A 14,806-nucleotide genomic window follows, 5' to 3' on the forward strand; every position below is an offset into this window, starting at 1 on the left:
TAAAGTTAGTTTGTCTAGCATCTAAAATAAAAATTGACGTTTCACGTTGTTTGTTTCGTTTAGTTTTCAAAGTTCAACATCGCGTTTCAGCGACTTTTATAATTTAACATTTTGCGTTAAATCTGTCAACAACTTTTTTCTTTCGTTCCTGACGACGCTTATTAATTTACCATATTAATCATTCACAAGTCAACACTTTTAAAAAAAATGCCAAAATAAATTTATCTTGGCATGATATAAAGCTTAATAACCACTAATGCAGCAACACCGGGTAGACCTAATAAACTTGTAATTGTTGCGGTGCCCAAGTTAATTGGAATATGAAAATCAAAATACGTTCCTACAACATTTACGATAAAAAGTAATGCTACTCCTAAAGTAACATGAAAGAGCGCTTTTCCTATAAAACGTAACGGCTTAGAAGAAACACCAAAAACAAGGAAAATAAAAACTAACGCAAGAATACCAACAATAATAATTGTAGAATTCATTTTTTCCTCCTTATGAATGACCTATACACATTTATTTGTATGGGACAAGACGATAAAAAAGAACGTTTATTATATAACTCCAGTCGTTTCATCTTATTCACCTTGATTCGGCTACACGTTCTTCACAAAAACTATTAATCGATCTTTCCAAACGAATAAAATAAAAAGGCTCTGCTTTTTCAGCAGAACCTTTTACCATTGCTCCATCTTTACAGGACGACGTTTTGCTTCTTTTAGCAAGAAGAAATATTTCGCCTCTGCTATTTTCAAAGAACAAAGTACATCTTGAGATGGTTCAACACTTTGTTCAACCATTCTCTTTTGACGTAACCATTCATTCTTCACCTTTTCTAACAGTACAATTAGCTTATCATCATACTCTTTACGCAATTTACCCTTTTTTTGAAAGAACATTTTTGTTTCTCCTCTTATACTTCTCTACGACCTTCTAATGCTTTCGACAGTGTCACTTCATCTGCATATTCTAAATCTCCACCAACTGGCAGACCGTGTGCAATACGAGTTACTTTAATACCTGTCGGCTTTAAGAGGCGGGATATATACATCGCTGTAGCTTCCCCTTCAATATTAGGATTTGTTGCTAATATTACTTCTTGTACTGTTTCATCGTGTAGTCGCTTTAGAAGTTGCGGGATATTAATGTCTTCTGGTCCAATTCCCTCCATTGGAGAGATAGCACCACGTAACACATGATATACACCTTGATACTCTTTCATCTTTTCCATCGCGATTACATCTTTCGGTTCTTGCACGACACAAACAACTGATTGATCTCGATGTGAATCGTTACAAATATAACAAGGGTCACGGTCAGTAATATGCCCGCATACAGAACAATATGCTAAGTCTCGCTTCGCATTTACAAGTGCTTTTGCAAAACCTAACACATCATCTTCTTTCATATCTAATACGAAAAACGCCAATCGAACCGCTGTTTTCGGTCCGATTCCTGGCAATTTCATAAAACTATCAATTAGTTTTGATATTGGTTCTGGATAATGCATATATCAATATCCTCCTAGAACATTCCACCCGGTAAGTTTAAGCCTTTTGTAAATTTACCCATTGTAGAGTTTGAAAGTTCATCAGCTTTTTTAAGTGCATCGTTTGTTGCAGCTAACACTAAGTCTTGTAACATTTCGATATCTTCTGGATCTACAACTTCTTCTTTCACTTTTACTTCAAGAATTTGCTTATGACCATTTGCAATAACTGTGATCATACCGCCGCCAGCTGTACCTTCAACTGTTTTTTCGCCAAGTTCTTCTTGCGCCTTTGCCATTTCCTTTTGCATCTTTTGCATTTGTTTCATCATGTTATTCATATTTCCCATTCCGCCACGCATCATAATTAATTCCTCCTAATTATTATTACTCTTTTATTTCAATGAGTTCTTGCCCTACTAATTTTACAGCCTCTTCTATAAGAGGATCTTCTTTTTTCTCTGGGCTTTCTTCAGAACTTCCACCTTCACGCTGTAAAAAATCTTCACGGATTTTACCCCATTCACTTTTTGGAATGGCAATCATATTTAATCTTTTACTTAGCAATTCAAATAAAGTTTGTTCCACTGTATCCATAGCCTCTCGATTTTCGCTTGCCATTTTACAGTGAATCTCATATCGGAACGCTAAAACGTAAGTATCATCTGAAGCCGCTACCGGTTCGCTATTTTCTAACAAAACAGCAAACGCTACTTTGTTGTATGCTTTGAGTCTTCCTAACAACTCTCCCCATACAGCTTTTAATTGTTCTAAATCTTGACGCTTCGCTTGCTTTAATACTTCATTTACGCGTCCGACAGGTATCTTCATACTCCCTGTCCGTACTGGCTTTGGTGCTGCACGCGTCTCTCTGACTTCCTGCTGCACACCGGCCGGCACACCATTCTTTTTGACTTGTTCTAACTCTTTCTCCAATTGCTGCATCCTGTTCATAATTGCTTGTAAACGATCTGCACCATTTGCTTGCATCATAAACTGTTGACACAGTTGTACCATAACAACTTCTAAGAAAATTCGCGGATGATTTGTCCACTTCATTTCCTGTTGTGCTTTACTAAGAGTATGAATGATCTCATAGATTACTTCCGGTTGCATTTCTTCACTTAACGTCCGGAATTGCTCATCTACCATTACTCGTTCCAACATATGTTCCAATTGTGGTGAAGTTTGATATAAAAGCATATCACGATAATAGTAAATGAAATCTTCCATAAAGCGAACTGGATCTTTCCCTTTACCCATCATCTCATCTATGATACGTAATGCTCTTGATACATCATTTTCACGTATACATTCTACTAAGTTGCCTAAGTATTGCTGAGAAACAGACCCTGTTACAGCTAATACATCTTCTGTCGTAACGGTCTCATCACTATAAGATATTGCCTGATCAATAAGACTGAGCGCATCACGCATACCACCTTCAGCGGCACGTGCAACAATTTGTAATGCCTCATCTTCTACTTGCGTACCTTCATTGTTCACAACTGTCGATAATCTCTCAACAATATCATTTACTGATATCTTTCGAAATTCGAAACGTTGGCAACGCGAAATAATTGTAGGCGGTATCTTATGCGGTTCCGTTGTCGCTAAAATAAAGATAACATGTCCTGGCGGCTCTTCTAACGTTTTTAAAAGCGCATTGAAGGCACCCATGGAAAGCATGTGAACTTCATCAATAATGTATACTTTATATTCTACAGCACTTGGAGCATATTTTACTTTATCTCTAATATCTCGAATTTCATCTACACCGTTATTTGAAGCCGCATCAATTTCTAATACATCTGAAATAGATCCTTGTGTAATCCCCAAACAAGAAGGACATTCATTACAAGGTTCAGCTACCGGAGCATGTTCACAGTTAATTGCTTTTGCAAACACTTTTGCAATTGTCGTTTTTCCTGTTCCCCTCGGCCCAGAAAATAAATAAGCATGTGAAACTTTCTCTTGAAGAAGGGCATTTTGCAACGTTTTTGTCACGTGCTTTTGACCGACTACATCTTCAAACTTTTGCGGTCTCCATGTTCGGTATAACGCTTGGTATGACACGAAAATACGGCCTCCCTCAAAGGTTATTATCTCATTTATTATAACCCATTCTGTTTATAGATTCCAAAAGTTATTTTCTATACAAAAAACCCACCTTAGTATTAAGGTGAGTTTTGTATACATATATAACTGCCGTGCACCTTCTGTCGATTACGTACCATAAGCGTTACTTAAGCAGTTAGCTCGGTTCAGGCACTCCTGCGGCACACGAGAAGACCCGCTTATTGCTGCTTCCTTCCGGACCTGACAAGGTTCACGGGGTCCCGTTGCGCAGGACCCAAACGTCAACACCACTTACTTAAGGCAGACCTTACAGCAACATAACCTCGAGAAGGGATTCGGCCTCGCTAGAGCGGATTGCGAGTATAGGGCACCGCTACCTCCCCGCTTAGCACGGCAAAGTTAAAACCAATATTCGGTTGCCTTCATTAAAGGCACTATCAGTATAACTTGTTTTTTTATAAAATGCAAATACGTTAATTCTCTTTACTTTTCTCTAATTTCTTAATCGCTTTTCTTTTTTTACGAAGCGCTCTAAAAAAGTTCGTTAATAGCGTACCGCACTCTTCTTCTAATACACCAGCCACTACTTCACATTGATGATTAAAGCGTTCATCCGTTAACAGATTCATCAATGTCCCTGCACATCCACCTTTCGGATCACTCGCACCATATACAACTCGCTTTACTCGTGATAAAACAATTCCACCCGCACACATCGGACAAGGCTCTAATGTTACATATAACGTCGCATCTTCTAAACGCCATGTCCCTAATTTTTTGCATGCCTCATCAATAGCTAACAACTCAGCGTGAGCTATTGATCTTTGCTCAGTCTCCCTTAAATTATGAGCAACACTAATTACTTCACCATTTAATACTATAACTGCACCAATCGGTACTTCTTGTATTGCCTCTGCTTTTTTAGCCTCTTCTATTGCTAACTGCATAAAATAAATATCTTGATCACGTTCCATAACATAGTCCTTTCATTACAAATAAAGTACACTTATTTCCATTTACTACACATGGGATAACTTTTACAAATTCAATCCACCCTAAGAAAAAAGAGAGGGGATTACATATGAAGAATACTGCCTTACTCATTATCGATATGATTAATGACTTTCAATTTTCACACGGGCCTATCCTAGCCAAAAAATGCGAAATTATAACCACTCCTATTTTACAATTAAAGAAGACAATGAAATCCTTCGGTTGTCCCATCATTTATATTAATGACCATTATCAACTTTGGAGATCTGATATTGACCAATTGATTACTCATTGTACAAATGAGTATAGTGAAAATATCATTCATAAGATCGCTCCAAATGCTGATGATTACATTTTTATTAAACCACATTACTCTGCTTTTTATGAAACACCTTTAAATTCTTTATTAGGCTATTTAAAAATAGAAAATCTAATATTAACAGGTGTCGCCGGGAATATATGTATCCTCTTTACAGCTAACGATGCTCATATGAGGAATTATACATTGTATATACCACAGGACTGTATTGCCTCTAATGATGATCAGGATAACCTGCATGCTTTAAAAATAATGGAAACCACATTAAAAGCAAATATAGTACCGTCGTTTCAAATAAAATTTGATTAATACATATATCTATTTTCCAACTTTTTATATCAAATTAACCCGCTCGCTTCCCTCTTGTGCTACAATAATTCTGTTTTGTGTTTTTAGTAGTCACGGTAAATCACTGATTGAAAGGAGGAAACAGCGTGACCGGAGTACCATTTATCACGGTTGAAGGACCAATTGGTGTTGGAAAAACTTCACTTGCGAAGGAAATTTCAACTCACATGCAACTCCACTTACTGAAAGAGATTGTTGATGAAAATCCCTTTTTAGGAAAGTTCTATGAAGACATCGACGAATGGAGTTTTCAAACAGAGATGTTCTTTCTTTGTAATAGATACAAACAATTAGAAGATATTAACATAAAGTATTTGAATCAAAGGAAGCCAGTAGTAGCGGATTATCATATATTCAAAAATGTAATTTTTGCATCCCGTACATTGAAAGATTCTCAATATGACAAGTACATGCAAATCTATCGTATTCTTACACAAGATATGCCAGTTCCAAACGTTATCGTTTATTTAACAGCTAGCTTAGAAACATTACAAAAGCGAATCGCAATGCGCGGAAGAGAATTCGAAAAAAATATGGATCCAAATTACTTACTACAGCTCACAAAAGATTACGAAACAGCAATGGATGCTTTTAAAAAGGACCATCCAGATATCCCAGTATTGAAATTTAACGGAGACGATATGGATTTTGTAAAAAATCCTGATGATTTAAACGTCATCCTATCTGCCCTTCAAAATACTCTCTTAAAGGAGTCGAAATAATAATGAATTTAAGGCAAAAATATGATATACCAAATGACGCAGTAATCACTATCGCTGGAACAGTAGGTGTCGGTAAATCCACTATGACAACTGCATTGGCTAACGCTTTAGGGTATCGCACATCATTTGAAAAGGTAGATTCTAATCCGTATTTGGACAAGTTCTATGCTGATTTCACACGCTGGAGCTTTCACTTACAAGTGTATTTTTTAGCAGAACGATTTAAAGAACAAAAAAGAATTTTTGAATACGGTGGCGGTTTTGTTCAAGATCGCTCTATCTATGAAGACACTGGCATTTTTGCAAAAATGCATCACGAAAAAGGTACAATGACGGAAACCGATTATGAAACATATAAAGGTTTATTTGACGCTATGGTCATGACTCCTTACTTCCCACATCCAGATTTATTAATTTACTTAGAAGGTTCTTTCGATGATATCGTTGATCGTATCCAAGAACGTGGACGTCCGATGGAACAGCAAACACCAATCGAGTATTGGAAAGAGATGCATGGGCGTTATGAAAACTGGATTAACAACTTTAATTCATGCCCTGTTTTACGATTAAACATTAATGAATACGATATTTTAAAAGATGGCGATTCCATTGAACCAATCATAAAAAAATCGGTCATTTTTTAAAACAAACACGTAAACTTGTAAAATAAAAAACCCGTGCATATGCACGGGTTTTTCTATTAAATTACTTTTTCTTTGTTGGAGCAATAATTTCACTCTCAGGTTTTCCAGCGTTAATGCGCTGACGAACAGTACTTGTACTAATATCGTACGCCTCAGCAATCTCTTTAACAGTCATTTCTTTCCCGTTAATTACTGCTGTTAATACTTTACCTGTACGTTTTGGAGCTGCTTCTTTCTTTACAGCTTCTTTTTTAACTTTTTTTGGTGCCTCTACTTTTGTTGCAGTTTGCTTTACATCACAAGTGCAACCACAAAGTTTACGGAATGTATCATCGCTAATAATGCGTGATACATTTGCACCACTGTTTAAAATTCTATTGTTCTTACAGACAGGACATTGTACATAATATAAAGTTTTTCCATCTAAAGGAAACGTTTGTATAATAAGATCCATGTTGACTCCTTTCATATCTATGAAGATAATCATCGGAATATGAGTGTGTAATAAGGACAAAATCGCCTTACACCATACTTTATGATTGGTTTTAAAATAAAAACTCGTTACGTGTGGTAACGAGTTCTCCAATCTCCACTTATATGCGCTGTTGTCAATTATATCTGGAGGAGGTAGAGGGATTCGAACCCCCGCGCGACTCTCGCCGCCTGTCGGTTTTCAAGACCGATCCCTTCAGCCAGACTTGGGTATACCTCCATATTGACATCAAATATAATATCAAAAGAAAAACAGTTAGTCAACCCTACTAAAATAAATTATGAGGAAAGGAAAATTTTACTTTTCCTCTCCTATATTATAGTACTGACAACGCTCATAATTACCAATCACTCATACCGATGAATGTTTATAAATTTACTTAATAACTGTTTTTCCTCCCATATAAGGGCGAAGAACTTCTGGAATTATAATTGTACCATCTTCTTGTTGGTAGTTCTCTAAAATAGCTGCCACCGTACGTCCAATTGCAAGACCAGATCCATTTAATGTATGAACATGTTCTGGTTTGCCGTTTGGCTCACGACGGAAACGGATATTTGCACGTCTCGCTTGGAAAGCCTCGAAATTACTACAAGAAGAGATTTCACGATATGTGCCATAGCTTGGAATCCACACTTCAATATCGTATTTCTTCGCTGCCGTAAATCCTAAATCGCCTGTGCACATGCTCATAACGCGATATGGCAACTCTAATAATTGTAACACGCGTTCTGCATCATTTGTTAGTTTTTCTAACTCTTCATAAGAATCTTCTGGTTTTACAAACTTCACAAGCTCTACTTTATTGAACTGGTGCTGACGAATTAAACCACGTGTATCACGGCCAGCTGAACCTGCTTCAGAACGGAAACAAGAGCTAAATGCAGCATATCTTATAGGCAATTGTTCTTTATTTAAGATCTCATCACGGTGCATATTTGTTACAGGTACTTCAGCTGTTGGAATTAAGAAGTAGTCTTCACTTTCAATACGGAATGCATCTTCTTCAAACTTCGGAAGTTGTCCTGTCCCTGTCATGCTTGCACGGTTTACCATATACGGAGGTAATACTTCTTCATATCCATGCTCATCAGTATGAAGATCCAGCATAAAGCTAATTAAAGCACGCTCTAATCTTGCGCCAGCACCTTTGTAGAATACGAAGCGGCTTCCTGTTACTTTTCCAGCACGTTCAAAATCTAGAATTCCTAAATCTGTAGCAAGATCCCAATGTGGTTTTGGTTCAAAAGCAAATTCCTTCACTTCTCCCCAAGTGCGGGCTACTACATTATCATCCTCTGTTTCACCAACTGGAGCAGATTCGTGAGGAATATTTGGAATAGATAGCATCAATCTTTCTAGATCTTCTTCAACTGTACGAAGTTCGTTATCAAGATCTTTTACTTTTTCTCCAACTTCACGCATTTCTAAAATTAGAGCTTCTGCATCTTTCTTTTCGCGCTTCAATACAGAGATTTGTTGAGATACTTCGTTACGTTTACTTTTTAGTTCCTCTGTTTGAACAAGTAGTTCTCTTCTTCTCGTATCTAATTCTTCAAAGCGACCAAAATCAGTTAAATCTTCGCCTCTATGCTGTAACTTAGCTTTTACTTCTTCAAAATTTGTACGTAAAAATTTAATATCAAGCATTATATACTCCTCCTTTTATTTTATAAAACACAAAAAACTCCCGTCCCTATATAAAGGGACGGGAGTTAACCCGCGTTGCCACCCTAGTTGAAAGCATTACCGCTTTCCTCTCAAGTAGAAATAACGGCTCTTCACCGGGAATGTTTACTAATCATAAAGATATTCCACATTCCATTCCAGGATGGATTCACAAACTGTTTCTATCGATTTCCACCAACCATCGACTCTCTATAAGAAACGACATTTGTTACTATTTCCTATCAACACGCTTATTTTATAAAATTGTTACCATCAATTTACTATAATCTTATACAAGTTGCAAGTTACTTATACAACTTTTTTCATTTTCGCTTCTTTTACCATTTCTACAAAGTATGCTGTTACACGATGATCATCCGTTAATTCCGGATGGAAAGAAGCAGCTAAAAACGGCCCTTGCCTTACCGCTACCATTCGATCACCATGTGTAGAAAGTACCTCAACATTATCCGCTACATTTACAACATACGGGGCACGAATAAATACGCCAACAAAATCTTCTCCCACACCTTTAATAGAAAGTGCAGCTTCAAAGCTATCTTTTTGACGTCCAAACGCATTGCGCTCAACTGTAATATCCATAGCACCAATATGTGCTTCGTCATAGCCAATAAGTGTTTTTGCAAGAAGAATCATTCCTGCACATGTACCAAACATTGGTTTACCAGACTTCGCAAATGTACGAAGTGGTTCCATGAAAGCATACTTATCAATAAGACGGCGCATAGTTGTGCTTTCACCGCCTGGTAAAATAAGACCATCAATCTCTTCAAGTTGTTCTATACGCTTTACAACAACAGCTTCTGCACCACTTGCTTCAACTGATTTTACATGTTCACGAACTGCACCTTGAAGACCTAGTACACCGATTTTCACCATTTTAAAGTTCTCCTTCAATTACCATCCACGCTCTTGCATGCGTTGCTCTGGTAGTAACGTTGAAATTTCGATACCTTTCATCGCATTACCTAATCCTTTAGAAAGGCTTGCAATTAACTCGTAATCCTCATAATGAGTTGTCGCTTCAACGATTGCACGTGCAAATTTCGCTGGATTCTCTGATTTAAAGATACCAGATCCAACAAATACACCATCCGCACCAAGTTGCATCATTAATGCTGCATCTGCTGGTGTTGCTACACCACCTGCTGCAAAGTTTACAACCGGCAAACGACCAAGGCGTTTAATTTCAAGTAGTACTTCATAAGGAGCACCAGTATTTTTTGCATATGTCATTAACTCATCTTCACGTAGACTTGCAACTTGACGGATTTCTGCATTGACTTGACGCATATGACGCACTGCCTCTACAATGTTTCCTGTTCCTGGTTCACCTTTTGTACGAAGCATAGATGCACCTTCTGCAATACGACGTGCAGCTTCTCCGATATCACGGCAACCACATACAAATGGAACTGTGTAATCACGTTTATTTAAATGGTATACTTCATCGGCAGGAGTTAATACTTCACTCTCATCGATATAGTCTACCCCTAATGATTCTAATACACGCGCTTCTACAAGGTGACCGATACGGCATTTTGCCATAACCGGAATTGACACAGCACCCATAACTTCTTCAACGATTGTTGGGTCTGCCATACGAGAAACGCCACCCGCTGCACGAATATCTGCTGGTACACGCTCTAATGCCATAACGGCAACTGCGCCTGCCTCTTCTGCAATTTTTGCTTGTTCAGCGTTAATTACGTCCATAATAACGCCGCCTTTTTGCATTTCTGCCATTCCACGTTTTACACGTTCTGTCCCTGTTACGTTTGTCATGTTACAAAAACCCCCCTAGGTGAATTGCTTTTCCCCGTTAAAGGCGAAAATTAAGAATACTCTTACATTCTACCACTAACTATCAGATGCTTGTCTACTACTTTTTCATAAAGTCGGTATGAAAAATAGGAATAAGAAAAAGCCCCTACAATGAGGAGCTTTTAAAACCAACCTTTTACTGTATCAACAGCACTATTCCATATACCACTAAAGAAAGAACCAATTCCGCGCATAGCACGAGTAAACCAGTTTGCTTCTTCTACTTCAGCTGTTGTTACAAGATCCACTTGCAATGACTTACCAGTTAAAAATCCAGGATCGTTTGTATCTTTTGGCGTAATTACCATTTGACCAAGCGCAGTTCCCTTTTTAATAGGTGCCTCTTGTCCCTTACTCGATTCTTTTAATTCTGTTTTATAAACATCTTTACTTCCTTTTGGTACTGGAAGTGAAATGGCTTGTTTCGTTTGAACTGCTACATCTTTGTCTTTCGCATTTTCTACTCGTACTGTTTCTTGTCCTTTTACTGAAGAACCTTTTTTATACATTTGTTTCATTTCAAAGTTAGCAAATCCATAATCATATAGCTTCTTTGTTTCATCAAAACGTGCTGTATGAGAACTTGTTTTAATCACTACAGAAATAAAACGCATACCGTTTCTTTCAACCGTACCAGTGAAGCAATCTCCCGCTTCTGGAGTTGAGCCTGTTTTTAGGCCATCTACGCCATCATATTCTTTAACTAAGCCCTTTAACATCCAGTTCCAGTTCGACATTGCAAACTTCTCTTTTTCTGGACGGAATTCTTTTTTCGGGATTTTTGCTGTATCTAACACTTTTGGATAATCTTTAATTAAATGTTGTGCTAAAGTTGCAACATCCTTTGCAGACATTTTATTTTCTTCATCCGCTGTTGTTCCTTCTGGATGCATTCCCTTTAAATCTTTATTCGTTAAACCTGTAGAATTGACAAATTTATAATTTTTCAACCCTAGTTCTTTCGATTTATCATTCATCATTTTTACGAAATCTACTTCTTTACCTGCAATTGCTTCTGCTAATGCAATCGTTGCACCATTTGCAGAGAAGATTGCCATTGCCTCGTATAACTCTTTTACTGTATAAGAGCCACCATTTTCTAATGCCACATTTGATAATGAAGCATCCTGCGAAACTTTATACGCATATTCAGAAACCTTAATTTTCTGATCCCACTTAAGCTTTCCTTTATCTACTGCTTCGTGAACTAAATACTCACTCATCATCTTCGTCATACTAGCAATGGATAATAATTCATCTGCATTCTTTTGATATAAAATTTTTCCAGAATTCGCTTCAACTAAAATTGCCGCACCTGCTTCAATATTTAAAGCAGCTCCTGTTTCAGCTGATGCATTGCTATATGGTAACAACATACTACAAGCTAGTGTAAACATTGTTACTAGTGCAATGAATCTTTTGCAAAACATACCTTTCACTTTTGCTACCCCCAATATCTATGTACTCACATAACCGTTATTCTAACATAATCAAAAAAAAATAGACAGAGATATAAAATCTCCGTCTATTTATATATAAGACATTATAATGAGTAGTTTGGAGCCTCTTTTGTAATTTGTACATGATGAGGATGACTTTCAAGTAAACCAGCACCTGACATACGAACAAATTGTGCATTCTCACGTAAGAATTCTAAATCTTGTGCTCCGCAATATCCCATACCTGCGCGTAATCCACCAACTAATTGATGAACCGTATCTGCTAAAGGTCCTTTATATGGTACTCGTCCTTCAATACCTTCTGGAACAAGTTTTTTATTTCCTTCTTGGAAATAACGATCTTTACTTCCTTTTTCCATCGCTCCGACAGAACCCATACCACGATATACTTTAAATTGGCGACCTTGATAAATTTCAGTTTCACCAGGACTTTCAGCAACACCAGCAAACATACTACCTAGCATAACAACATGTGCTCCTGCTGCTAAAGCTTTAACCATATCACCAGAGTACTTAATACCACCGTCAGCGATAACTGGGATACCGTGTTTACGAGCTTCTGTTGCACAATCATAAACCGCTGTTAATTGTGGTACACCAACCCCAGCTACAACACGTGTTGTACAGATAGAGCCTGGTCCAATACCAACTTTAACTACGTTTGCACCTGCTTCAATTAATGCTCTTGTTGCTTCAGCAGTAGCAACATTTCCAGCGATAATATTTAATGATGGATACTTTGCACGAACTTCTTTTACTTTATCAATAACGCCTTGAGAATGTCCATGAGCTGTATCAAGTACGATTGCATCTACGCTAGCTTTTACTAATGCGTCAATGCGAGTCATAGCATCAGCCGTTACACCAACTGCTGCTCCAACTAATAAGCGCCCTTGCTTATCCTTCGCAGAATTCGGGAATTCAATTACTTTTTCAATATCTTTTATTGTAATAAGCCCTTGTAATACACCGTTGTTATCAACAAGAGGGAGTTTTTCAATTTTATACTTTTGTAGGATCTTTTCAGCCTCATCTAGCGTTGTACCAACTGGAGCTGTAATTAGCTGTTCTTTTGTCATTACGTCGGAAATTTTGATTGAGTAGTCTTGGATAAAACGCATATCACGGTTTGTAATAATACCAACTAATTTTCGCTCGTCTAAATTATTTACAACCGGTACACCTGAGATACGATATTTCCCCATAAGGTGCTCTGCATCATACACTTGATGTTCTGGAGTTAAAAAGAAAGGATCTGAAATAACACCACTTTCAGAACGTTTTACTTTATCAACCTGCTCGGCTTGTTGTTCAATAGACATATTTTTATGAATAATCCCTAAACCGCCTTGACGAGCCATTGCAATAGCCATATCCGCTTCTGTTACTGTATCCATTCCTGCACTAATTAACGGGATGTTTAACTGTAAGCTTTCAGATAAAACTGTTTTAACACTTACTTCTCTTGGTAGTACATCTGACTTTGCTGGTACAAGTAATACGTCATCAAAAGTCAAACCTTCTTTAACAAATTTAGATTCCCACATAATTGTTCCCCCCATGATACCAGAAATTATTATTAGTAGCTTATCAATTGGTTAAAATACTGTCAAGGACGTATATATATGTTAGAATTTTTAGACAATAAAAGGAGCGTAATATATGCATCAAACACATTGTACTTGGCAGCAACTAAGTTTCTTCTTTTCATCTCAAAATGTACAACGTTATCTTGCCCGTTGTTATGAAAAATCCTCGATACAAAATGCCGAAAAAAAAAGTTTCGAAAATTGTTATCCTTTTATTTATTATTTAGAACACGGGAAAAATTATTACGAATTATATAAGGTAGCTCCCTTTTCGATTCAACCAATGTTATTGTTTTATGGAATGAGCCAACTTTTTAAAGCATGCTTATTAACTATTGATCCAAACTATCCTGAATCCACTACTGTTTTAGCTCATGGCGTTACGACTCGTAAGCGGAAAAAACAGGGATATCAATTTTTAGAAGATGAGGTAAAGGTACAAAAAAATGGACTATTTACTCATGTTGCAGAACAACTGTTTCACATGAAACACTTAGAATCAGAGAAGTTTAACATGTTGGATTTAATGGGGAATATTCCTGAATTACAAAGCTTATTTCGCTATAGTCAGCGAGGTTCCACTTTATATAAAATTAATTCAACAAATGCAAATGAACTTTCCTTTTCAGTCAATATACTAGATCGACTTCATATGACTTCAGAAAGATTTTCACGTTATATTGAATCAATTTGTAAGCACTTATCCGTGCAACATGTCCCCGGGAAAACGAGCGTATCCAATTTACTTTTTACGGCTCCTATCCAATCGTGGAATCCTATATATAGTACGCCTTTATATTACGAATATCTCGCTGATACTTATTACTTACCACTCACAACTGATCCTAGAAATCCTACACCCGTATTACCTGAACTTCTCGTTCATTATTTATTGCTCTACAATTTAAGTATGATTTCTAGATACGAAACAGATTGGTGGTATGATTTACTTGGAAGCTATGGCTCTGAAGATTACCCATTTATTTATCAATTTCTTACTATTTCTGCTCAAAAAATTCCTTACTATATTTCGAAATTTTTACTAGCAGAACCGAACCTATTTCATGGGAAATAAAAAAAACACAAGTCAAAAGACTTGTGTTTTTAGTTGCTTGGCGACGTCCTACTCTCACAGGGACAAGGTCCCAACT

At 37.1% G+C, this 14,806-nt stretch carries 15 protein-coding genes, 1 tRNA gene, 1 other RNA gene, 1 pseudogene and 1 other annotated feature; of the genes and pseudogenes, 4 read left to right on the plus strand and 14 right to left on the minus strand.

Going from position 1 to position 14,806, the window contains the following annotated elements:
- Window positions 1–221 precede the first annotated feature (221 nt).
- The 7 genes from PDQ68_RS27665 to tadA all read right to left on the minus strand — a co-directional run bounded on the left by PDQ68_RS27665 (window position 222) and on the right by tadA (window position 4,548).
- On the minus strand, window positions 222–491 hold the full coding sequence (locus PDQ68_RS27665) for a pro-sigmaK processing inhibitor BofA family protein (RefSeq protein WP_001089263.1): 270 nt from the start codon (window positions 489–491) through the stop codon (window positions 222–224).
- A gap of 192 nt (window positions 492–683) precedes the next feature.
- The gene (locus PDQ68_RS27670; protein ID WP_000466020.1) at window positions 684–905 is read right to left on the minus strand and encodes a YaaL family protein; all 222 of its coding nucleotides are present in this window, start codon (window positions 903–905) and stop codon (window positions 684–686) included.
- 14 nt (window positions 906–919) lie between these two features.
- On the minus strand, window positions 920–1,516 hold the full coding sequence (gene recR / locus PDQ68_RS27675; RefSeq protein ID WP_000559169.1) for a recombination protein RecR: 597 nt from the start codon (window positions 1,514–1,516) through the stop codon (window positions 920–922).
- Between the two features lie 14 nt (window positions 1,517–1,530).
- A complete protein-coding gene (locus PDQ68_RS27680) occupies window positions 1,531–1,857 on the minus strand; it encodes a YbaB/EbfC family nucleoid-associated protein (protein WP_001996460.1) in 327 nt (108 codons plus the stop codon).
- A 25-nt stretch (window positions 1,858–1,882) separates the two neighbouring features.
- Complete coding sequence (dnaX, locus tag PDQ68_RS27685; protein ID WP_061182602.1) at window positions 1,883–3,571, minus strand: DNA polymerase III subunit gamma/tau; 1,689 nt, start codon at window positions 3,569–3,571, stop codon at window positions 1,883–1,885.
- A gap of 132 nt (window positions 3,572–3,703) precedes the next feature.
- Window positions 3,704–3,968, minus strand: an RNA gene (gene ffs, locus PDQ68_RS27690) — signal recognition particle sRNA large type.
- Window positions 3,969–4,047: 79 nt separating this feature from the next.
- Window positions 4,048–4,548, minus strand: coding sequence for a tRNA adenosine(34) deaminase TadA (gene tadA, locus PDQ68_RS27695; protein ID WP_000439013.1), 501 nt, complete (start codon window positions 4,546–4,548; stop codon window positions 4,048–4,050).
- Window positions 4,549–4,655: 107 nt separating this feature from the next.
- Between tadA and PDQ68_RS27700 the strand changes: the two genes are divergently transcribed.
- The 3 genes and pseudogenes from PDQ68_RS27700 (at window position 4,656) to PDQ68_RS27710 (ending at window position 6,626) form a co-directional block, all read left to right on the plus strand.
- Entirely contained in the window at window positions 4,656–5,195 is a 540-nt protein-coding gene (locus PDQ68_RS27700) for a cysteine hydrolase family protein (protein ID WP_061182603.1), read from the plus strand.
- Window positions 5,196–5,320: 125 nt separating this feature from the next.
- Window positions 5,321–5,956 (plus strand): deoxynucleoside kinase, encoded by a 636-nt coding sequence (locus PDQ68_RS27705; RefSeq protein ID WP_000148224.1) that lies wholly within the window; start codon window positions 5,321–5,323, stop codon window positions 5,954–5,956.
- 2 nt (window positions 5,957–5,958) lie between these two features.
- Window positions 5,959–6,626 (plus strand): annotated as a pseudogene (locus PDQ68_RS27710) (deoxynucleoside kinase).
- A 35-nt stretch (window positions 6,627–6,661) separates the two neighbouring features.
- Here the strand turns inward: PDQ68_RS27710 and PDQ68_RS27715 are convergent.
- The 7 genes from PDQ68_RS27715 to guaB form a co-directional block, all read right to left on the minus strand.
- The gene (locus tag PDQ68_RS27715) at window positions 6,662–7,054 is read right to left on the minus strand and encodes a sigma factor-like helix-turn-helix DNA-binding protein (RefSeq protein ID WP_000364200.1); all 393 of its coding nucleotides are present in this window, start codon (window positions 7,052–7,054) and stop codon (window positions 6,662–6,664) included.
- A gap of 165 nt (window positions 7,055–7,219) precedes the next feature.
- Window positions 7,220–7,312, minus strand: a tRNA-Ser gene (locus PDQ68_RS27720).
- A gap of 156 nt (window positions 7,313–7,468) precedes the next feature.
- On the minus strand, window positions 7,469–8,743 hold the full coding sequence (serS, locus tag PDQ68_RS27725) for a serine--tRNA ligase (RefSeq protein ID WP_000884181.1): 1,275 nt from the start codon (window positions 8,741–8,743) through the stop codon (window positions 7,469–7,471).
- Between the two features lie 51 nt (window positions 8,744–8,794).
- Window positions 8,795–9,016, minus strand: a binding site (T-box leader).
- A gap of 54 nt (window positions 9,017–9,070) precedes the next feature.
- Window positions 9,071–9,661: a pyridoxal 5'-phosphate synthase glutaminase subunit PdxT gene (gene pdxT, locus PDQ68_RS27730; protein ID WP_000238781.1), complete on the minus strand. Its 591-nt coding sequence runs from the start codon at window positions 9,659–9,661 to the stop codon at window positions 9,071–9,073.
- Between the two features lie 18 nt (window positions 9,662–9,679).
- The gene (pdxS, locus tag PDQ68_RS27735) at window positions 9,680–10,567 is read right to left on the minus strand and encodes a pyridoxal 5'-phosphate synthase lyase subunit PdxS (RefSeq protein ID WP_000186156.1); all 888 of its coding nucleotides are present in this window, start codon (window positions 10,565–10,567) and stop codon (window positions 9,680–9,682) included.
- A gap of 161 nt (window positions 10,568–10,728) precedes the next feature.
- Entirely contained in the window at window positions 10,729–12,036 is a 1,308-nt protein-coding gene (gene dacA, locus PDQ68_RS27740; RefSeq protein WP_141114923.1) for a D-alanyl-D-alanine carboxypeptidase DacA, read from the minus strand.
- A gap of 113 nt (window positions 12,037–12,149) precedes the next feature.
- On the minus strand, window positions 12,150–13,613 hold the full coding sequence (guaB, locus tag PDQ68_RS27745) for an IMP dehydrogenase (protein WP_000264079.1): 1,464 nt from the start codon (window positions 13,611–13,613) through the stop codon (window positions 12,150–12,152).
- Between the two features lie 115 nt (window positions 13,614–13,728).
- Between guaB and PDQ68_RS27750 the strand changes: the two genes are divergently transcribed.
- Window positions 13,729–14,730: a YaaC family protein gene (locus PDQ68_RS27750; RefSeq protein ID WP_061182604.1), complete on the plus strand. Its 1,002-nt coding sequence runs from the start codon at window positions 13,729–13,731 to the stop codon at window positions 14,728–14,730.
- The last annotated feature ends 76 nt before the right edge of the window (window positions 14,731–14,806 follow it).

The sequence above is a fragment of the Bacillus cereus group sp. Bc010 genome, from assembly GCF_027716745.1.
Taxonomy (GTDB): domain Bacteria; phylum Bacillota; class Bacilli; order Bacillales; family Bacillaceae_G; genus Bacillus_A; species Bacillus_A pacificus.